22 protein-coding genes are annotated in these 21,412 nt (G+C 41.8%); 16 read left to right on the plus strand and 6 right to left on the minus strand.

From position 1 onward, the window contains the following. Positions 1–573 precede the first annotated feature (573 nt). On the minus strand, positions 574–1,020 hold the full coding sequence (locus tag BMX79_RS00125) for an Lrp/AsnC family transcriptional regulator (RefSeq protein ID WP_091478156.1): 447 nt from the start codon (positions 1,018–1,020) through the stop codon (positions 574–576). Between the two features lie 54 nt (positions 1,021–1,074). Continuing rightward, entirely contained in the window at positions 1,075–3,036 is a 1,962-nt protein-coding gene (locus BMX79_RS00130; protein WP_091478157.1) for an ABC-F family ATP-binding cassette domain-containing protein, read from the minus strand. Positions 3,037–3,400: 364 nt separating this feature from the next. Here BMX79_RS00130 and BMX79_RS00135 point away from each other — a divergent pair, with 364 nt between their 5' ends. Beyond that, positions 3,401–4,096, plus strand: coding sequence for a redox-sensing transcriptional repressor Rex (locus BMX79_RS00135; RefSeq protein WP_091478158.1), 696 nt, complete (start codon positions 3,401–3,403; stop codon positions 4,094–4,096). A 55-nt stretch (positions 4,097–4,151) separates the two neighbouring features. On the opposite strand, the gene BMX79_RS00140 is transcribed toward BMX79_RS00135, so the two are convergent. Next, positions 4,152–4,361, minus strand: a complete 210-nt coding sequence (locus tag BMX79_RS00140; RefSeq protein ID WP_218025335.1) for a DUF4305 domain-containing protein — start codon at positions 4,359–4,361, stop codon at positions 4,152–4,154. Positions 4,362–4,390: 29 nt separating this feature from the next. Next, the gene (locus BMX79_RS00145) at positions 4,391–5,053 is read right to left on the minus strand and encodes a CPBP family intramembrane glutamic endopeptidase (protein ID WP_170230937.1); all 663 of its coding nucleotides are present in this window, start codon (positions 5,051–5,053) and stop codon (positions 4,391–4,393) included. Between the two features lie 235 nt (positions 5,054–5,288). On the opposite strand from BMX79_RS00145, the gene groES reads away from it, so the two are divergent. The 4 genes from groES to BMX79_RS00165 all read left to right on the plus strand — a co-directional run bounded on the left by groES (position 5,289) and on the right by BMX79_RS00165 (position 9,306). Next, complete coding sequence (groES, locus tag BMX79_RS00150) at positions 5,289–5,573, plus strand: co-chaperone GroES (RefSeq protein WP_091266237.1); 285 nt, start codon at positions 5,289–5,291, stop codon at positions 5,571–5,573. 51 nt (positions 5,574–5,624) lie between these two features. Further along, complete coding sequence (gene groL, locus BMX79_RS00155) at positions 5,625–7,250, plus strand: chaperonin GroEL (RefSeq protein WP_091478160.1); 1,626 nt, start codon at positions 5,625–5,627, stop codon at positions 7,248–7,250. A 343-nt stretch (positions 7,251–7,593) separates the two neighbouring features. Next, positions 7,594–8,511 carry a ketopantoate reductase family protein gene (locus BMX79_RS00160; RefSeq protein WP_091478161.1) on the plus strand — a complete coding sequence of 306 codons (918 nt, stop codon included), beginning with the start codon at positions 7,594–7,596 and terminating at the stop codon, positions 8,509–8,511. Between the two features lie 12 nt (positions 8,512–8,523). After that, the gene (locus tag BMX79_RS00165) at positions 8,524–9,306 is read left to right on the plus strand and encodes a carbon-nitrogen family hydrolase (RefSeq protein WP_246117613.1); all 783 of its coding nucleotides are present in this window, start codon (positions 8,524–8,526) and stop codon (positions 9,304–9,306) included. 747 nt (positions 9,307–10,053) lie between these two features. Here BMX79_RS00165 and BMX79_RS00170 read toward each other — a convergent pair. Next, a complete protein-coding gene (locus BMX79_RS00170; RefSeq protein ID WP_091478162.1) occupies positions 10,054–10,731 on the minus strand; it encodes a CAP domain-containing protein in 678 nt (225 codons plus the stop codon). Between the two features lie 181 nt (positions 10,732–10,912). Here BMX79_RS00170 and BMX79_RS00175 point away from each other — a divergent pair, with 181 nt between their 5' ends. The 11 genes from BMX79_RS00175 (at position 10,913) to BMX79_RS00225 (ending at position 20,017) form a co-directional block, all read left to right on the plus strand. Continuing rightward, positions 10,913–12,328 carry an MATE family efflux transporter gene (locus BMX79_RS00175; protein ID WP_091478163.1) on the plus strand — a complete coding sequence of 472 codons (1,416 nt, stop codon included), beginning with the start codon at positions 10,913–10,915 and terminating at the stop codon, positions 12,326–12,328. Positions 12,329–12,685: 357 nt separating this feature from the next. Continuing rightward, entirely contained in the window at positions 12,686–13,312 is a 627-nt protein-coding gene (locus BMX79_RS00180) for a glycosyltransferase family 32 protein (protein ID WP_091478164.1), read from the plus strand. A gap of 136 nt (positions 13,313–13,448) precedes the next feature. Further along, a complete protein-coding gene (locus BMX79_RS00185; protein WP_170230936.1) occupies positions 13,449–15,059 on the plus strand; it encodes an amidohydrolase in 1,611 nt (536 codons plus the stop codon). After that, positions 15,056–15,982 (plus strand): YitT family protein, encoded by a 927-nt coding sequence (locus BMX79_RS00190; RefSeq protein ID WP_091478166.1) that lies wholly within the window; start codon positions 15,056–15,058, stop codon positions 15,980–15,982. The genes BMX79_RS00185 and BMX79_RS00190 overlap by 4 nt, the downstream gene beginning before the upstream one ends. Before the next feature lie 48 nt (positions 15,983–16,030). Next, positions 16,031–16,684, plus strand: a complete 654-nt coding sequence (locus BMX79_RS00195; RefSeq protein ID WP_091478167.1) for an ABC transporter ATP-binding protein — start codon at positions 16,031–16,033, stop codon at positions 16,682–16,684. Then, positions 16,681–17,445, plus strand: coding sequence for an ABC transporter permease (locus BMX79_RS00200; protein ID WP_091478168.1), 765 nt, complete (start codon positions 16,681–16,683; stop codon positions 17,443–17,445). Before BMX79_RS00195 ends, BMX79_RS00200 begins: the two co-directional genes overlap by 4 nt. 258 nt (positions 17,446–17,703) lie before the next feature. Then, complete coding sequence (locus BMX79_RS00205) at positions 17,704–18,573, plus strand: 3D domain-containing protein (protein ID WP_246117610.1); 870 nt, start codon at positions 17,704–17,706, stop codon at positions 18,571–18,573. 358 nt (positions 18,574–18,931) lie between these two features. Beyond that, positions 18,932–19,120, plus strand: coding sequence for a hypothetical protein (locus BMX79_RS00210; protein WP_091478170.1), 189 nt, complete (start codon positions 18,932–18,934; stop codon positions 19,118–19,120). 42 nt (positions 19,121–19,162) lie between these two features. Next, positions 19,163–19,378: a hypothetical protein gene (locus tag BMX79_RS00215; protein ID WP_091478171.1), complete on the plus strand. Its 216-nt coding sequence runs from the start codon at positions 19,163–19,165 to the stop codon at positions 19,376–19,378. A 60-nt stretch (positions 19,379–19,438) separates the two neighbouring features. Further along, positions 19,439–19,660: a hypothetical protein gene (locus BMX79_RS00220; protein ID WP_091478172.1), complete on the plus strand. Its 222-nt coding sequence runs from the start codon at positions 19,439–19,441 to the stop codon at positions 19,658–19,660. 45 nt (positions 19,661–19,705) lie between these two features. After that, positions 19,706–20,017 carry a hypothetical protein gene (locus BMX79_RS00225; protein WP_091478173.1) on the plus strand — a complete coding sequence of 104 codons (312 nt, stop codon included), beginning with the start codon at positions 19,706–19,708 and terminating at the stop codon, positions 20,015–20,017. Between the two features lie 74 nt (positions 20,018–20,091). On the opposite strand, the gene alr is transcribed toward BMX79_RS00225, so the two are convergent. Further along, positions 20,092–21,261, minus strand: a complete 1,170-nt coding sequence (gene alr / locus BMX79_RS00230) for an alanine racemase (protein WP_170230935.1) — start codon at positions 21,259–21,261, stop codon at positions 20,092–20,094. Positions 21,262–21,412: the final 151 nt, after the last annotated feature.

The raw sequence follows: 21,412 nt of genomic DNA on the forward strand, positions 1-21,412 counted from the left end.
ACGGTGTTTTTACTTGTTATTCTGTTTGGATCATCTAGGGGAAGCGACAGTCTACTCAGTCTCTACTTTTTTGGGATCTGCAAAGGAGTTTTCCACTGATCAAATAAATTTCGCTACTTTGAGAGGGATATCTGAATGGATATGGTCTACTTTAGTAGATGCATAACCAACTATTGTCCACTGGCTGAGATGTAGAGTTTGAATGGGCATTAAATAGTAAACAAGTGCCCACTCATCGAGGAGTAGAGTTTGAGTGGGCACTAAATGGTAAACAATTGCCCGCTGGTCAAGCATTAAGATTTGAGTGGGCATTAAATGACCGATAATCGCCTACTCGTTGAGTCAGCAGCACTTGAGTGGTCACTAATTGACCAATAGATTAGCAATCCGTTGTCATAAATTAAAAATACCACAAGACTACTCTAGTTTGCTTAGTAAATTTCGGACTCCAGCACAGCTACTACTCGTAGGGACAGAAAAAAGCAATGAGTCCCCATCTTAAACAGATAATCCTCATTGCTTGTGTGATATGTGGCGTAAAACAACTCCAGCTTCACTCTTTTTTCTTAGAGCTTATTCGTCAAAATCGTGCAGGGTCAGGCCTCTTGTTGGAACTGGAGTAGAAAATACAATCTGTGTATAGGTCTTACCGAACTGCTGCAAGTCGTTGATGAAATCATCCAGTTCTGTAGTTGTGGGATAGGATACTTTGATAAGCATCGAGAATTCGCCAGTTACACAGTTGCACTCCAGTACATTAGGCACATGTTCGATGTAAGGGTAGAAATCCTTCTTCTGGTTCGGGCTTAAGTCAAGCTGAATGAATGCCTGTATGTGATAGCCGAGTTTTTTTAAATTGACTCGAGCCATGTATTTATCGATAAATCCTTCTTTTTCAAGCTTAGCTATCCGATTAGAAATAGCAGGGGAGGAAAGATAGGTCTCACTGGCTATTTCTTTTAAAGATGCGCGGGCGTTTTCCTGCAGAATCTGCAGTATTTTCAAATCCATTTGATCCATAGTCATATCCTCTTTTCCGCAGTTGAGACTAGTTAAGGTATCTTTTTATCCGTTTTACAAGTTGTCCAACGTATCATGCAGTGATTCCCATTCAATCAGCAGATTTTCCTGCTTGCTGGTAAGGGCCTCATTTTCATTAGATAACCGTTCTGTTTTGACACTGTCAGAGAAAGTTTCCGGCTGGCTGAGTTCGTGCTGAATCTTCAGCAGTGCAGTTTCCAGATCTTCAAGTTCAGTTTCGATTCGCTCAATTTCTCTGGTAAGTTTACGCTCCTGTTTCTGACGCTCTTTCTGTGCTTCAAATGTTAGCTTGGCAGTCTGATCGGACATACTGTCTGAAGATTGAGCATCAGTCGTTTCAGGAAAGTCACTTGTAGAATCGATCGACTCAATTGCCTCAAGTTCAGCCTTTTTCTGAAGGTAATAGTCATAATCACCTAAATAAAGTGTAGCTCCTTTTTCCGATAGTTCAATGACTTTTGTAGCCAGCCTGTTGATGAAGTAGCGGTCATGAGAAACGAACAGCAATGTACCTTCAAAATCGATCAGAGCATTCTCAAGTACTTCTTTTGAGTCGATGTCCAGGTGGTTAGTCGGTTCATCCAGCAAAAGCATATTGTTTTTTTCGAGAGCCAGTTTTGCTAGTGCAACTCTAGCTTTCTCACCACCGCTTAAAGAAGAAATAGACTTATCGACATCTTCCCCGCTGAATAGAAAGGATCCTAGCAGGGTCCGCACAGATTGCTCTGGGAGCAGAGGGTGGTCATCCCAGACCTCATTCAGTACAGTCTTCTTGTCATTTAAAGTTGTCTGTTCCTGATCGTAATACCCCATATCGACTTTCGTCCCATACTTTATTTCACCGCTGATTGAAGGAATCAATTTATATAGCGTCTTGAGGAGAGTGGTTTTACCAACCCCATTAGGACCTACGACTGCAATGGAATCTTCCTTGCGAATATTGAGATCCACATGTTCGGATAATGGAATAGAATCGTATCCGATTGTCAGATCAGCTGTCTGAAGCACGACTTGCCCTGAAGTTCGTTCAGGAATGAACTGGAAATGCGCACTTTTTTCATCACCTTGAGGCTTGTCCAATGGATCCATCTTCTCAAGCTGTTTCCTTCTAGCCTGGGCTCTTTTCGTTGTAGAAGCTCGCACCAGATTACGGTTCACAAAGTCTTCCAGTTTAGCCATTTTCTTCTGCTGCTTTTCATATACTTTCCATTCACGCTTGATCTTTTCAGCCTTCTGTTTCAGATAATTCGAATAGTTTCCCGGGTAATTTTCTACAGAGCCTCTACTGACTTCGTATATATTTTTGACAACCTTATCCAGAAAGTATCGGTCATGGGAAACGATGAGAAGGGACTTGGAATAATTCTGGAGGTAACTTTCCAGCCAGGATAATGTATCGATATCCAAGTGGTTGGTCGGTTCATCTAAAATAAGAAGGTCCTTTTTCTCAAGAAGAAGTTTGGCCAGCGCAAGTCGGGTTTTCTGCCCCCCCGACAAATTTGCTATAGGTGTATCATAATCTTCCGGGTAATATCGGAAGCCATGAAGTACTGAACGGATCTCGCTTTCGATGCCATAGCCGTTATGCTGCCTGAACGACTGCTGCAGAAAATCATACCTGGACAAAAGATCCGTATAGCTATCAGACTGCTTATCGATAGAATCATCACTTAATTTATGCTCGATAGCATGCATTTCTCTTTCTATCTGTTTAATAGGTTCGGTTAGTTTATCCATCTCTTCCCAGATAGTCAGATCAGATTCCAGACCGGTATGCTGATCAAGATAGCCGATAGTACAGTCTTTTTTCTTATGAACGGTGCCTTCATCCGGTTCTTCTCTTCCAGAAAGGATGTTAAGAAGGGTCGTTTTACCGGCACCATTTCTACCCACCAGACCGATTCTGGCATTTTCCTTTATTTCCATGCTGACATTATCGAAAAGTGTTTCAGCACCGAAATGTCTTGCTATTTTTTGCGTGTGTAAAAGTATCATACTATTCCTCATTTTCTAACCTAGTCATCTGTCAATATCTAACAGTTTAGCATACAGGAGCAAGAATAAACTAGTCTAAATGAAAAACCTGCAAGGCTCAGACAGAGGACGATTTAGGCTTGTTCCCTTTTTTACATTCTCCGAAACTTGTTCAATAATAAACGATTAATTATTGAATATTATTGAAATATTTAACAAATTCAGACCCGATTTACTTTATTTTACTGGGATTAGTGGTATAATATAAAATGGTATCTTATGTAAGTTTGTGAATACACAAGGTAAGAAAAGATACACCTTTGGAAAAGTTTGATAAGATCCAGAGAAGCTGTTTATTAAATGAATTGAGACGAGGAGAATGACAATGGCTGATAAGAAAATCCCGAAAGCTACTGCACGCAGACTGCCATTATATTACCGCTACTTGCGTTTCCTATACGAGGCAGGTAAAGAACGTGTGTCATCAGCTAAATTAAGTGAAGCAGTTAAAGTGGATAGTGCAACAATCAGACGTGATTTCTCGTATTTCGGAGCTTTAGGTAAAAGAGGCTACGGGTACGATGTAGAAGCTTTAATGAATTTTTTCAGTAAAACACTGAATCAGGACCGTTTGACCAATGTTGCATTGATTGGTGTCGGTAACCTTGGACAAGCCTTGCTAAACTATAATTTTCGCAGAAACAACAATATCCGTATCAGTGCCGGATTTGATGTGAAAGATGATCTGATTGGAACGATCCACCAGGGCGTACCTATTTACGATATCAATGAAATGGTCGATCAGCTTGAAATGCAGCAGATCGATGTAGCTATTCTCACGGTACCTTCTGAAATAGCTCAGGAGATGGCGGATAAACTGGTCAAAGGCGGAGTTAGAGGTATTATGAACTTCACCCCAATCCGTGTGACTGTGCCAAAAGAAGTCAGAGTACACAACGTTGACCTGACAAACGAATTGCAGACACTGATTTACTTCATCAATTATTACCAGGACTTTGATCAGAAGACTGAACCTGAAGAAGATGACAATCCCTTAAACGACTTATTTTATAATGAATAAAAAGAAAATCTTCAAAGCTGACCTTGATTGGGTCTGTAAGCTTTGAAGATTTTTTTTATTTGCTGTTATTTTTACTTTTTTTGATACGAAGATACGCTGCAGCCATTCTTGTACCCTGTACAAAGTCTTTTGTAGCGAAGAGAGCAAATAAGAAAGAGAAAAACCCCCATCCACTGCTGCCGACTGAATCGATCGTAAAGAACATGAACAACAGGAAGAAAATATACTTAAATGCAATTTGAAACATGATTTGTTTTTCTGTCATTATAAATCCTTTCTACACTACTCGTCTTTTTAAGAAAAGTACAAGTTGATCAGGACAGCTGCCACATTCATCAGACAATGTGCCAGAATTGGTGTCCATATGTTTTTAGTTTTAAAGTACAACCAGGCGAAGACCAGTCCCATTGAAGAGTACACTAGGAGCAGACCGTCAAAGTGAATGAATGCAAAGAGCAGTGAACTGATGACTGCAGCTCCAATGCCGCCAATCCGATCAATCAGAAGACCAAAAATTGCTTTTCTGAAAACAAATTCTTCCATTACTGGCCCTGCTACTCCAACTAGGAGAAGAAAGAACGGATAATTTCTAACCACTTCCATCAGAAACTGAGTGTTTTCAGACTCCATAGAAGAGCCCAGAAAGTTTACTTCAATAATACTTGAGAAGGACTGCACGACTATAGCGATAAACATTCCGATCAGCCCCCATAAGAGAATTCTGACAGGATTATGACTGAAACGCTCTTCGAATTCAAATCTCATCTGCTTTCTTCTCTCAATCACGATCATGCCTATAGCGCCTATTGCAAACAGCACCATGGAAGGGAGAAGAAACCCAACGATCCCTATGTTTTCAGGTAAGAAGAGAGGGATTACAGCAGAGACAAGCTGCACGGCAAGAAACAAGCTGATCATGTTAATAGCCGCTTTTTTATTTATTTCATTAACTGACATGTTGTTCATCCTTTAAATGATATTCCCACAATATATAGTAATTTAACACAAATACCAGCCGGTTTCCACCTGGGAAATTTATCAGAAAAAATTAAGGTTAGGGCTTGCAAGAAATCACAGTTTTGAATATACTAGGTAATGGAGTTAGCACTCGAAGGTCGAGAGTGCTAACGCTCACATCTCACTACATGTTTAGTGAAAAAATAAAAACTACTTATTTTGGAGGGATTACATCATGTTAAAACCTTTAGGAAATCGTGTACTTCTTGAAGTGAAGAAAGAGGAAGAGAAAACTGCAAGCGGATTAGTTTTACCTGATTCAGCAAAAGAGAAGCCGCAATCAGCAGTTGTTGTAGCTGTTGGAGACGGAAAACTTCTTGATAACGGAAGCCGAGCTGACGTATCAGTTTCTGTCGGCGATCAGGTTATCTTTGAAAAGTATGCCGGTTCTGAAATCAAGTATGAAGGAACCGATTATCTAGTAGTTAAAGATACAGACATCATTGCAATCGTTGACTAATTTGAACCACTGATTCATTAAAAAACTAATATTGAAGGAGCGGTTATTACCATGGCTAAAGAAATCAAATTTTCTGAAAATGCACGTGCAGCAATGCTGCGTGGCGTAGATAAACTTGCTGATACAGTTAAAGTGACATTAGGACCAAAAGGTAGAAATGTTATCTTGGACAAATCTTTCGGTGCACCACAAATCACTAATGATGGGGTGACCATCGCGAAAGAAATCGAACTGGATGACAAATTCGAAAATATGGGTGCTCAGCTTGTAGCTGAAGTAGCAAGCAAAACAAACGATATCGCAGGTGACGGAACAACCACTGCGACTGTTCTAACCCAGGCAATCGTCAATGAAGGAATGAAAAACGTCACTGCAGGTGCTAACCCTGTAGGCATCCGTCGCGGAATCGAACTGGCAACTAAAAAAGCAGTCGAATCTCTACGTGACATCTCTACTAAAGTAGAAGACAAAGAGTCTATCGCGCAAATTGCTGCCATCTCATCTGGCGACGAAGAAATCGGTAAGCTGCTTGCAGATGCGATGGAACGTGTAGGAAGCGACGGCGTTATCACAATCGAGGAATCTCAAGGAATCGAAACTGAACTGGATGTTGTTGAAGGAATGCAGTTCGATCGCGGCTACCTGTCTCAGTACATGGTAACGGATAACGAGAAAATGGAAGCAAACTTGGATAATCCTTACATCCTGATTACAGACAAGAAAATTTCTTCTGTACAGGAAATCCTTCCTGTTCTTGAAAACATCATGCAGCAGAATCGTCCGCTTCTGATCATTGCAGACGACATCGAAGGAGAAGCACTGCCTACGCTTGTATTGAACAAGATCCGCGGAACGCTTAACGTTGTTGCTGTTAAAGCACCAGGATTCGGTGACCGTCGTAAAGGGATGCTGGAAGACATCGCTATCCTTACAAACGGAACAGTCATCACAAGTGATCTTGGGCTGGACCTTAAAGATGTGACGATCGATCAGCTGGGAACTGCAGGAAAAGTTGTTGTAACTAAAGACGACACAACTGTTGTTGAAGGTGCTGGTGAAAAAGAGAATATCGAACAGCGTGTGGCGATGCTTCGTGCTCAAGCTGAAGAAACAAACTCTGAATTCGACCGTGAAAAACTGCAGGAACGTATTGCTAAAATGGCAGGCGGCGTTGCAGTCATCAAAGTTGGAGCAGCAACTGAAACTGAAATCAAAGAACGTAAACTGCGTATCGAAGACGCATTGAACGCTGCGCGTGCTGCAGTTGAAGAAGGTGTCATCGCTGGTGGTGGAACTGCCTACATCAACATTCTTGATAAACTGGAAACAATCGATGTTGAAGGTGACGAAGCAACTGGTGTGAAAATTGTCCTTCGTGCATTGGAAGAACCTGTGCGTCAGATCGCTTCAAATGCTGGTCTGGACGGAAGTGTCATTGTTGAACGTCTGAAACACGTTGAACCTGGCATTGGATTCAATGCAGCTACAGGCGAAATGGTCAATATGGTACAAGCGGGTATCATTGACCCAACAAAAGTAACCCGTTCAGCTCTTCAAAATGCTGCATCTGTTTCAGCGCTTCTGCTGACAACTGAAGCTGCGGTAGCAGAAATTCCATCTGAAAACGATGGACCTGCTGGCGGAATGGACCCAAGCGGAATGGGCGGCATGATGTAAGAAAAGTCACCAAACTGCTGTCGTGTCATCAGACACATAATGAAAGCATTGAAAGCAGGAAAAGCTGGAGAGAATCTCTCTGCTTTTCCTGCTTTTTTTATACGCAGTATCTTTATAAACGGCATTCAATAAAGTAACCATTATCATTTGAAATTTAAATGACTGCCCTTGAGTTGATTCATTAGATAGTGGATTATCTCATGAAGCTTAGACCTAATGCAGAGATCGTGTCGTTCTGACCGGACATGTCTGTTTCTGCGAGCCACTTAAATAATGTCTGAAATATTCTGATTGTATGATAAGATAGTAAAATAATTTACATGAGTATACGGGGAGATTTTTTATGAATGAGAAGACAGTTGCAATAATCGGATTAGGGGCTTTGGGTGTGTTGTATGGACAGCACTTGTCAGAAGCTTTAGGCAAAAATCGGGTAAGAGTGGTAGTAAATCAAGAAAGAAAGAGAAGATATGAAAGAGAAGGAGTGACATTAAACGGTATTCCATGCGATTTCAATTATGTTCTGGAATCCGAAAAGAGTACCCCAGCGGATCTGATCATAGTCTGTACCAAATCGCTGGCACTTGATAGCGCGTTGAATTCTATGAAAAATCAGGTGGGAGACGAGTCTACAATCCTATCGTTAATCAATGGGATTTCCAGCGAAGGTATTCTTGGGCGAGAGTTTGGCTATGAAAAAGTCATTCCTACAGTAGCGATAGGAATGGATGCAACACGAGATGGTCAGAATGTTCGGTCCAAAGTAAAAGGCTGGCTCCAGATTGGAGTGGATAGATCAGATAAACAGAAAAGACTGGAGGCTGTTAAGTCAATATTTGACGAAGCACAGTTTCCATATGCAGTCGAGGAAGATATTACTTTGAAAATTTGGGAGAAGTTCATGATGAACGTTGGTGTAAACCAAGTGGTTATGGTCAACCAGTCAAATTTTGGTGGCGTTCAAACGGGCGGAGAATATCATGATCAGGCAAAATCCGCCATGGAGGAAGTAGTAATGATTGCTCAAGCAGAGAGGATCAAGCTGGAGAACGAACATATACAAAAGGCTTTCGACATAATAGACACCGTGGATTCGGATGGCATGCCATCAATGAGACAGGATGGCCTGGCCAAGCGTCTATCAGAAGTGGAGCTGTTTTCAGGAACGATTTTGAAAAAGGCCGAGAAGTATGGGCTGGATTGTCCAGTCAACCGTTATTTATATGAAGAAGTTCAGAAAATTGAAGCGGAGTACTCATAAGGAGGAATCAGTGTGAAGGTCAGTGCTATTCAAATGGATGTGGCATTTAATGAGCCTGGTAAAAACAGGGACAGAATCCGTAAGTTAATTGAGAAATCTGTTAAGTCTAGTAAACCGGACACCATCGTTCTTCCAGAAATGTGGAATGTATCATTTTTTCCTGACAATATGAGTGCTACTGCAGACGAGGAAGGGTATGAGACCCAAAATCTTCTGAGTGAGCTGGCGAGCAAGCACCAAATCAACATCGTCGGTGGGTCGGTGGCCGTCAAGAAAGATAGCGGCTACTACAACACAAGTTACAGTTTTGACAGGAAAGGGGATTTGGTGCATGCGTACGACAAAGTCCATCTCTTCTCACCTGCAGATGAGCATACTATATTTAAATCAGGAAATGAGCTAGGGGTTTTTGAGCTGGATGGTGTGACAGTGGGCGTTGCGACCTGCTATGATTTAAGGTTTGTAGAGTGGATAAGAATGATGGCTCTGAAAGGGATAGAGGTACTGTTCGTTCCGGCTGCCTGGCCGCATCCGAGATCGGAAGTATGGCGGACTCTGCTGAAGGCTCGGGCAATCGAAAACCAGTTTTTCGTTGTCGGAGTAAATAGTGTCGGGAAAACAGAACGATTGTCTTTCTGCGGACTTTCAACGATTTATGATCCATTAGGTCAAGTACTGGCTGAATCAGGAGAAGATGAAGTGGTACTTACGGCAGAACTTGATCTGTCGCAACTGCGGACAGTGCGGGATGATATTGGTGTCTTCAGGGATAGACGACCAGAATTATATAATTGAAGCGGAAGCTGACTATCAGTCAGCTGAAAGCATTGAAAGCAATGAGCGGTCATCGTTAAGGTGGATTCTCATTGCTTTCACTTTGTCTTGCTTTTAATTAAAGCAAGCGTCAGTTGACGCTTTCCTTATTAGGTTTTCTCATGTATAGATTGCTCTTCTGTTGAAATGGAACCAACTCGCTGTAAGAGTATCAATTGAGACTGCTGTAAGATGGATCTTGGAACCAACTCACTGAGCGAAAGCCATCCGAGCGTGTTGTAAGATGGATCTTGGAACCAACTCACTGATCGAAAGCCCATTGAGTGTGTTGTAAGATGGATCTTGGAACCAACTCACTTAACAAAAGCCAGTCGAGTGTGTTGTAAGATGGATCTTGGAACCAACTCACTGAGCGAAAGCCATCCGAGCGTGTTGTAAGATGGATCTTGGAACCAACTCACTGATCGAAAGCCCATTGAGTGTGTTGTAAGATGGATCTTGGAACCAACTCACTTAACAAAAGCCAGTCGAGTGTGTTGTAAGATGGATCTTAGAACCAATTCACTTAACAAAAGCCTTCCGAGTCTGCTCTAAGGAGGTCTTAAGACGAACTACAAGGAAAAGCCACCCGAGTCACCCGCTCCATCCCACTAAAGCAAAAAAAAGTACCCAAAACTAAAAAGACCGTTGAGCCCAGGACAGATCATCCGTGACTCAACGGTCTTTTCATATAAAAATTCTCGTCAATCATAATTCCTTATAGGGAACTCAACGCTGAGTTCCAAACAACTGTGTTGCGTATAGAAATTCTCCATCGTAGTGTACGCCGACTCCGATTTCTTCAAAATCAGGCCGGATCATATTCTCATAATGCCCTTCACTCTCGACCCATCCATTAAATATCAGTTCGGCCATTTCTTCATCACTCAGATAATAGGTAGCCATCCCTAAGTTTTCACCGGCAACTCGGTAAGGGTAGTGATTGCCTTCCTCATCGAACACGGCAAAGGCATCAGAGCCATCCGGACGTGTGTGAGAAAACAATTCCTCTGTTTCGATTGCTCGAATCGTAGCGGCTGACCGAAGCATATCATTACTGGTCAGCGTTCCGACTCCCTGCTCTTCTCGAAGATCGTTGACTAAACGGATGATAGTCTGTTCGATTAGTTCCACATCGATATCATCAGTCTGTTCACTGGAAACGGAAGGGGCTTTAAGTTCTTCGTCATTAGAATTGGAAGAGGGTAGAGTGAATGAATTGTTAACGAAAGGAGTCTGGTCAAATGACAGATCAAGGCGGTCAAAGTCTTCCGATGACGGAAGATAGCTGACGATGGTGTTCATCAAGTTTCCAACGGTCGTTCCATTCAGAATGCCGGAGGTGCCCAGCCAGAAGCCTAAGATCAAGGTTATGGTCAGTACAAGCAGTTTTCTGATAAATTTCATAGTTTTCAACCTTTCTAGTCTAAAAGTATTGTATCAGAAAGCCAATTAACTAAAAAGAAAAAGTGTTTGATTTATTTATGAAAAAACTGATGTTATTTGCTTCATTTTACTCAGGGTGTTTTGTATAATAGAGAAGTTACTTACAGAAGGTTAGTTATATGAAAATAGGAGCGTAGCGATCATGAAAAATATGAGTTCTGAACAAATGGGTACCATGCCCATCAATAAATTAGTCCTGACCTTGTCTCTACCGATGATGCTGTCGATGTTTGTGCAGTCACTTTATAGTGCTATAGACAGCATGTTTGTTGCACAGATCAGTGAAGAAGCACTTGCCGCTCTGTCACTTGCTTTTCCTGTGCAGATGCTGATGATTGCAATACAGATCGGCTCAGCCGTAGGGATGAATGCTGAACTGTCCAGACGTCTGGGAGAAGGGAAAAGAGGATTAGCCAGTGCAGCGGCCAACAATGGAGTATTTCTGTCTTTCTTCCATTACTTTATTTTCCTCATTTTTGGTCTGTTTCTAGTCCGTCCATTTTTTGAAATGCAGACGGATAACGCGCAAATTATTGAGTATGGAATTGAGTACACATTTATTATTACTACTCTGTCGATCGGGAAGACGATGCAGATTATGTATGAACGGATCCTTCAGTCAACTGGACGGACATTTTATACTATGATTACCCAAGGGTCGGGGGCTATCTTGAACATTATTCTGGACCCTATCCTAATTTTTGGACTGCTGGGTATGCCTGCTATGGGTGTAAGAGGCGCAGCCATTGCCACCGTAATATCGCAGATGATCTCTGCACTGATGGCATTTATTATAAATGCTAAAGTAAACTCAGACGTTGATATGGAGTATAGAGGCTTTCGTCCTGATTTCAGTGTGATCAAGCGAATCTATTCAATTGGTGTCCCTTCAATGGTGATGACCTCAATCACATCGGTTGTTACCCTGATTTTCAATAATATTCTGCTGCAGTTCACATCGACAGCAGCTGCAGTTTACGGGGTCTATATACGAGTACAAGGCTTTGCCTTCATGCCGGTTTTTGGTTTGAATAACGGGATGATCCCTATCGTTTCATACAACTTTGGAGCTAAGAATAAAGAACGTCTGACTCAGGCTATCAGGGTTTCCATAATGTATGGAATAGGAATCATGTTGTTGGGTACTCTAATTATTCAAGTCTTTCCTGACCAGCTGCTTGCATTATTTAATGCCTCTGGAGAAATGCTTGAGATCGGACGAGCAGCACTGCGCATCATCAGCTTAAGTTTTGTGTTTGCCGGTGTCAGCATCATGCTTGCCTCAGTCTTTCAGGCATTGGGCAATCCGATGTATAGTCTATGGATACAGGTCATCCGTCAGTTCATTGTGCTTGTTCCGGTCGCCTATGCTCTGTCCTTAACAGGAGACGTTAATGCCGTATGGTGGTCAAAACTTATCTCAGAAACCGTAACGATTATTTTGGCATTAATTACTATGCGCTATATCTACAATAAGAAAATCGACCCATTGGACGAACTGGATCTTGAAACTGAAAGACGGCCTCTGAAAAAACAGGTCGCAACAGATAATCGATAATCAAATTAGTTAACCCGTTTCTGGTGAAATGGAGCTGCCGCTGGAAGGTTTCCTTTCTGAACGGTTCTTCGGTTCATTATAAACGGGTTTTTCTGTTGTTCAAAAAATAAAGTGATAGAAAGGGACTAGCTTCCAAAAATCAGTTGCCTTAGATTCAGTCAAACTCCAAGTAATACTTCTCAGAAGTTAGATCTAACGTTCGCGCCATCCAAAGAACAGGTCAGTATAAACGCTTTATACCATCATCTTTCACTCCCCGATAGCTATTAATCGATTTTTCACTCTACTTTTTGTTAAAATGGTAAAGAGTTCTCATGAAAATTTCATAAAATAGTGACCATAGAAGGAGAAGATGAAATGATTCCAAAGATTATACATTACGCATGGTTCGGGGGAAATGAATTAGGTCCCCTTGAGGAGAAATGTCTGGCAAGCTGGAAACGTTATTGTCCTGACTGGGAAATCAAGAGGTGGGATGAATCCAATTTTAACCCCGAAGATCACGGGATATACACACAACAGGCTTATGAAAGAGAAGAATGGGCATTTGTATCCGATGTGGCCCGTCTGCACGCTCTGAAAGAATACGGAGGCGTATACTGTGACACGGATATGGAACTGATCAAGCCGATCGATAAATTCAGAAAATTTCCTGCTTTCTTCAGTTTTGAAATAGAAACTGAAATCTCTACCGGAATCATTGGAGCAGAACCGCATCATCCATTTATAGAAGAACTGTATAATGATTACGACGGGAGAGAGTTCATTCTCCCTGATGGATCGCGAGACGATAAAACTAACGTGATCCGTATTACAGAAATCATGACTGAGCGAGGACTGAAACCTAACAATACTTACCAGGAAGTGGAAGGGTGCACCATCTTTCCGAGAGAATACTTCTCTCCTAAAGATTACTGGACCAGAGAAATCGATTCTACCAAAAATACACACGGCATCCATCAGTTTACAGGAAGCTGGTTATAAAAAGAAAGCGAGCCGGGACCTTGGAGTCCCGGTTCTTTTTTCTGCAATCTGTTCAAACGGGTACACACTATCTTCCTTAAAGAGTATAATGAATACTGATGAAGAGAAGATCAGTATGAGGTCAGGAGTTGTGAAAATGACATGGTTTAAAAATGGAAAAATTTATCTGAATGAATCAGAATTTGCAGAGAGCATGGTCATAGAAGGCAATAGGATCAAAAAGGTTGGGAGTAGCGAGTCGTGTGAGGCCTTCTTTAAAGGAAATGAAATCATTGATCTGGAAGGGAAAACGGTAATCCCGGGTCTAAATGATTCGCATCTGCACTTTCTCATGACTGCCGAATTTTTGTCCCTTCTTCCTATAACCGGTGTGACTTCAATGAAAGAACTGATCGATCGCTGCAGAGTTTACATAGAGGACCAGCAGATGACTAAAGAAGATGTCTTATATTCAGAGGGATGGAATCATACTTTGTTTACTGATGACAAGCGGATTCCTGACAGACATGATTTGGATCAGGCCTCTTCAAGTGTGCCGATCGTTCTGGTCAGAGTAGACCGTCATGTCATGAGTCTGAACACTGCAGCACTTAAGACCTTTAATATTACAGAGCACAGTCAGGTAGAAACTGGTGGTGAGATTCTCAAAGATTCCGACGGATTGCCTACTGGTGTTCTGACTGAAGGGGCTCTGGATCTAGTCAAAGCTCAGCTGCCTGCGAGAACCAGAGAAGAGAAAAAAGAAGCAATCAAAGAGACGATGAAACTGGCTAATCAGTACGGCATTACGTCGATGCACACTAACGATGCCAAAGACGATACTGTAGAAGAAACATTATCATTATATGAAGAACTGGAGGAGGAAAAGGCGCTGACGGCACGCTTTTACCAGCAGATCTGGTTCAATAACGGCAAGTATCTGCCCGGTTTTCTAAAAATGGATTATCCTTTCCATAAAGGGAGCGACTGGAACCGTATCGGACCGATCAAATTTTTTATAGACGGCACCTTAGGGTCGAGAACAGCTGCATTAAGAGAAGCGTATTCTGATGATCAGTCAACTAAAGGAATATTGACGAAATCACAAGAAGCCTTGTCAGACGAAGTGAAGACAGCTGTCGACCACGGTTATCAAGTGATTATTCATGGGATAGGGGATCAGGGTATTGAGACGATCCTCAATGCATACGATTCGGCCCTGGGTGATAAAGACAATGACTTGCGTTTAGGGATAAATCATATGCAGATCACCGGACTGGATCTGATTGACCGGGTAGCTGACAAAGGATACTTGACCTATGTTCAGCCAATATTTCTGGAAGATGATATTCCCATCCTGTTTGACCGAGTAGGAGAGGAGCGGGCAGAGACATCTTACCTATTTAAAACGATGAAGGATAAAGGCATTCATCAGTCATTCAGCAGTGACGCACCAATCGTGTCGTTCGATCCATTTGAAAATATTCAGTGTGCGGTCACACGAAACAGACTCAATGAGCCACTTGAAAAAGCTTATCTTCCGAACGAAGCGATGTCTGTCTATGAAGCAGTCGATGCCTACACTTATGAAAGTGCCTATGCGAGTTTTGATGAAGCAATCAAAGGACGGATAAAAGAGGGCTATCTGGCGGATTTTGCTGTACTGAATCGGGACATTTTTTCAGTATCGCAATCTGAGATCAAAAATATAACGGTTCACTCCACTTATGTAGATGGAAGAAAAGTTTACGAGGAGGGCAAGGGATGATCAATGAGCTAATTACTAAAGCACGTCTGAAGAATTTCATGCTTATTATTATAGGATCAGTTTTATACGCGATCAGCGTCAATGTCTTTACTGTACCAAATGATCTGGCTGAAGGTGGCCTGACTGGGTTCTCTCTGATCCTCTTTTATCTGGCCGATATCCCACCATCCTATACTATTTTTATTGTCAATATATTCATATTGGCTATTGGATACAAGTTTCTTGACAAAAAAACGCTTCATTATACTCTTGTAGCCAATGCAATCATTTCGGTCATGCTTCTAGTGGTCACACGCTATCAGTTTATCCCTGAAACGACTCTGCTGGCTCCAATCGGATCAGGTATTTTCATGGGTGCAGGTATTGGACTGATTATGCTGGGGCACGGGACAACAGCAGGCAGTGACATCATTGCCAAGCTGATGGAGAAATATCTGGGGATAAATATACCAACTGGTCTTCTGATGATCGATGTGTTTATCGTCCTGCCCAGTGCATTTATAATTGGTGCAGAGAATGCATTTCTCACATTAATCAATCTCTACATTCAAAGTAAAGTCATCGACTTTATTCTAGAAGGGTTGAATCCGAGAAAATCCTTCTTTATTATATCGAAGAAGCATGTGGAAATTGCCGAAGCCATCGAAAACCAGCTCGGGCGAGGCATTACCATATTGGATGGACGTGGTTACTACACTAAGGAAAGAAAAGATATTCTCTATATCATCATCAGTCGACGGGAAGTTCTTCCGATCAAACGTATCGTAGAGGCTATCGATCCGAATGCCTTTATGACCGTCTCTCATGTTCAGGAGGTTACGGGGGAAGGTTTTTCCTATCTGTCACAGGAAGTACAGGCAGAACGTATTACGGAAGCGGAAGAAGAATGGATTGAAGAACAAAGAGTTGCGAATGAAAGTTAATAGTTTATAATGATTATTACATGATAAAAATTATAAAGGAGTGTCATGATGTCTGACCACCAGCTCGAAATCAGTAACATTTCATTTAAGACAGACAGTCAGTCTATCCTGGAGTCGATTTCTTTTTCTGTCGAGAAGGGGGAAAGGGTAACGATAACAGGACCGTCTGGCGGAGGAAAAAGTACCTTATTAAAGATCATTGGAAACATTATTAATCCGACTGACGGAAAGGTTTTGTTCCATGGAGAGAATATACAGGAAACCGATCCTCTAAAGTATCGCCAGAAGGTGTCCTACTTTTTCCAGAATGCCTCGCTCTTCGATCAGACCGTCAGGGACAACCTGTCTTTTCCATATGATATTAGAGACGAAGAGTTTAATGAAGAAAAAGCGAGAGATATGCTTGAACGAGTCAGCCTGAGTCGATCGTATCTCGATAAACCAGTCAATGGACTCTCTGGTGGGGAAAAGCAGCGTGTAGCTCTGATCAGAAATATGATGTACCTCCCGGAAGTTCTTTTACTTGATGAGGTGACCAGTTCGCTTGATGCTGAGAATAAGGAAATTATTCACAAGATACTTAACACTTTGAATAAAGAGAGCGGCCTCACTACATTATCTGTAACCCATGATGAAAATGAGATCAGTCAGGCAGACAGAGTGATCACGATTATCGACGGCAGACTGGAGGACTCTAAATGAACGCCAATCTTGAAATCAATAATTTTTCGCTGTTTCTTTCTACAGGTCTGCTGATTATTGCCATACTTATTGCATACAAAGAAAAACTTGGACTTGGGAATGATATTTTTGTTGCAGGCATACGAGCTGTCATTCAGCTGTTTATTATCGGCTATGTCCTGAGCTATGTGATCCAGCTTGATAATGTACTGGTCACACTCGCAATGGTACTCTTCATCGTGTTCAATGCAGGATTCAATGCACACCAGAGAAGTGACGGGATTCCGCATTCCTTAATTATTTCACTCTTTTCCATATCCATAGGGACTGGAATAACTCTGGTCATTCTTGTGCTATCCGGGGCCATTGAATGGCTGCCGTCCCAGATTGTTCCCATTACAGGAATGATAGCAAGTAATGCAATGGTCGCAATCGGCTTGACCTTTCAGTCTCTGAACTCTAAATTCGCTGATCAGCGTCAGCAGGTACTGGAAAAGCTGTCACTTGGAGCGAATGAAAAGCAGGCATCTATGAGCATCATTAGGGCCAGCGTAAAAACGGGGATGAGCCCTTCAATCGACAGTACAAAAACTGTTGGACTTGTCAGTCTGCCGGGGATGATGTCCGGTCTGATTTTTGCTGGCGTAGAACCTACAGAAGCCATCAGGTATCAGATCGTTGTTATGTTCATGATTATCGCAGTGACGAGTATCGCAAGTTTCAGTGCCAGTTACCTGGCATATAGACAGTTCTATAATGAGCAGAAGCAACTGACATTATAAAATAACATAAGCTATTATATATCAAAAAACGTCTTATTTGTCACATAATTGACACTAAGGCGTTTTTTGAAATAGTCTCGTAAGGATGTAATGGTAACAATACAGACTGACTAAAAGGAAGTAACAGATAGCCCAAACCCCTTTTATTTTAAAAAGTGCATGGTAAGATACATACAGTTATCCGGGCAAGACCTAGGATAAATAGCATAATGACACTACAAAAGACACACGTAGTAAAATATGAAAAGGGGTATAAACTTGTTTATACAAAAAAATCAATTAATCAAAGCCGGTATTACATTTTCAGCAGCGGGACTATTATTCCTGGCTAACGAAACGGAAGCCAGTGCAAATGAATTCACCAGTTCCAACTGGCAGCCGACAACTGTATCTCAAATCGAACAGGAAATAGCAGCACAGAAAGAGAGCCAGGGAAGCGACGATGTCCTTAAATATACCTTCCAGTGGGGAGACACATTGTGGGGCATATCTCAAGCTACAGATATTTCAGTAGATAAATTGGTAAACATCAATGATATTGATAACCGTAGTCTAATTCATGTGGGATCTACTATTTATCTAAGCAGAGACCTGTCAGTCATTTCCGTACAAAATGGTGATGAAGAAGTTGTCAGTTATGACGTGTCAAATGGTGATGCAGTTGAAACTGAGACACCTGAAGAAGTAGAAGAAGCAGCTGAAGAAGCGGTAGTAGAAGAAGCAGTTGAAGAAGTAGTTGAGCAAACTCAACCAGCTGAAGAAACTGTAGTCGAAACACAACCTGAGCAACCAGCAGAAGAGCCGGCTGAAGAAGAAGCAGCACAGACGTCTTCATCAGAAAACGGCCGTTGGATGTCTGTTGAAGCGACAGCATACTCTCGTAATCAGCCAGTATTGAGTAATCACACATTTACTGGAATTGATCTAAGAGAAAATTCACGTGTCATAGCTGTAGACCCTGATGTTATTCCTTTAGGATCAACAATTTATGTACCTGGATACGGAGAATACATTGCAGGAGATACTGGTGGAGCAATCATTGGTAATCGAATCGATATTCACTTCGAAAGTCTAGATTCTGCAATTCAGTTCGGCAGACAGAACATTGATGTACAAGTATTCGAATAATTTTTAACTTCTAATAAGCTATAAGCGATCATTGATTTCGCTTATAGCTTTTTTTGCATAAAAAATGAGTATTTTACCATTGTTTAACAACTGGCTGGTCAATGTAACAGAATGTGATTAAATTGTAAAAGCCTTTTCTTTTGAAATAATCTTCATTCATGATAGAGTATTTCTATAACAGATTTCGGTTGTTTATTCTATCAAACCAAAGCAGGAATGTTTTGATATTACTATTATGAGCAGATTCGCCTGATTATGAGAGAACGGTGTCATGCAAGGCTTATTGCTTTAAATCAATTAGAAATTTTGGTAATGTTTCGGTAGATAGATGAATAACTGTATAAAAGGAGAGAGATATATGAAAAAACTTGCTAAGTTCACCGCATTGTCTCTAACCGCAGGCATGCTGCTTGGTGCTTGTGCTGATGGAGAGGATATGGAAGAAGACTTTCCAGGCGTTGAAGATCCAGCCACTGAAGATGAAGTGGAAGATAACGGGACAGATGACGGTATGGACGGCGATTTAGATGAAGATACAGACGAATAAAAAGCATTAAAATAGATAAAAAATTACAGAGGAGAGATAGATATGAAGAAATTAGCGAAATTAACTGCCTTGACGATGACAGCCGGGATGCTTTTAGCCGCTTGTGGAGATGCCAATGATGTCGACGATGACCTGCCAGGTATGGAAGACGATATGAATGGTGGACTTGAAGACGACGGCATGGATGATGGTCTAGAAGATGACGGCATGGATGATGATGGTCTAGGCGACGACCTGGATGATGACACTGACGAGTAATTTTTGTCTTTGATACTATTAGCTTAAATGAACGATAAGAATACTAAGGAGAGATTATTAATGAAAAAATTAGCGAAATTAACTGCCCTGACGATGACAGCCGGAATGCTATTAGCCGCTTGCGGAGATGCTAATGATGTAGACGACGATCTGCCAGGAACTGAAGAGCCTGCTGATGATGATCTGGATGGTGGCCTTGAAGATGACGGCATGGACGACGGTCTAGAAGATGATGGCATGGAAGATGACGGTCTAGAAGACGACATGGACGACGATGAGTAACACAAGACATTAAATCAGTAATTCAACTCAATAGGGAGCGATTAGATGAAGAAATTAGCAAGACTGACAGCACTGACCATGACAGCCGGAATGTTATTAGCAGCCTGCGGAGATGCAGATGATACTGATAGCGAATTGCCGGCAACTGAAGAGCCAGCCGATGATACGAACGGTGACTTGGATGATGATGGCATGGACAATGACCTCGACGGGGACCAGGATGATGATATTGACTCCGGTCTGGACGAGGAAGGTCTTGACTTCGACGAAGACGATCCAGACGATGAAATGGGTGACGACGGACTAGAAAGCGAAACCGACGATCTGGATGAAGACCTGGACGACGAAGACGAATAATTTCTAATCGAATAAGATAAAAAGACGACCTGTTTAAAGGGTCGTCTTTTTTGAGAGAAAGTAAGCTTTGAGTATCAATCCAGTAGCACATTCTGCTTAGCAGTAACACTATCATCTTCTACATATATGCGGGGAATTCTTTTTCCAATGCCGCAGAGTATTTCATAGTGAAAGCTGTCGGTTAAATCAGCCATTGTATAAATAGAAGGCTGACCTTTACCAGGGTCTCCTATAAAGACAAGCTCATCTTCTTTTGAAAAGTTTTTGATTTGACTGACGTCGACCATGAGCTGATCCATACATATGCGTCCGACGATAGGGGCTTTATCCTCTCCACACGTCAGATGCCATCTATTAGAAAGCTCTCTTGGTATCCCATCCGCGTAGCCAAGAAGGATCGTTGCGATCGTTTCCTCTTTTGAAGTCTTATAGGTTCTGCCATAGCCGATGCTTTCCCCTTCGGTCATCTGCTTTAAGAAAGCAGCATGAGTTGACAAGGTCATGACCGGCTTCAAGTCCAGCTTATCCTCCAATGCCTTATCCGGGTGATAGCCAAACAAGGAGATACCAGTACGGATCATATCCAAGTCAAACTCAGGATATAAAAGTGCAGCAGCTGTATTGCTGCAGTGACGCATCTCAAAAATGAAGCCTTCTGTCTCCAGATAATCTGCAATAGATTGAAAGAATGCAAACTGCTTTTTCGTGTAAGATGGATCTTTAGTGTTTTCTGCTTCTGCAAAGTGAGTGAAGATGCCTTCAAACTTAATAGTGTCGGCTGTAAGTGTCTGACACAAATCCAGAGCTTCTTTTTCCGACCGCACACCTATTCTGCCCATCCCGGAATCGACTTTTATGTGGATGCGTACTGCTTGCTCTGTCTGGTTGGCATAATAGTTGACGGCTTCAGCAATCTCCTGTGAAAAGACAGTAATCGAAATATCATGTTCGATAGCTGCCGGAATCGTATCTGGCTCAATCGGACTCAGCAGAAGAATCGGTTTTGTAATTCCGGCGTCTCTCAGTTCCATTGCTTCATCCAATACAGCAACAGCCAGGTAATCTATGTCTTCCTTTTCAAGGTGGCGCCCAATTTCAACTGCACCGTGTCCGTATGCATCAGCTTTAATGACGCCCATGAATTTAGTTTTTTCAGATATATGATTTCTCATTTGATGATAGTTGTAAGATACCTTGTCTAAATCGATTTCTGCTTTAGTGTATCTGTAACTCCCATAGCTCATCTGTTTCATCTCCTTTGTACCTATTATTCTAACATGAACAACCTTGATGAGAACTGAAAAATGCTAAATCTTAGTGATTTTCATTTTATATTGGTATGATATGGATACAATAGAAAGTTTATAGAAATGAAAGAGATGGAAGGAGAACTAT

The sequence above is a fragment of the Alkalibacterium pelagium genome, from assembly GCF_900109325.1.
GTDB lineage: Bacteria > Bacillota > Bacilli > Lactobacillales > Carnobacteriaceae_A > Alkalibacterium > Alkalibacterium pelagium.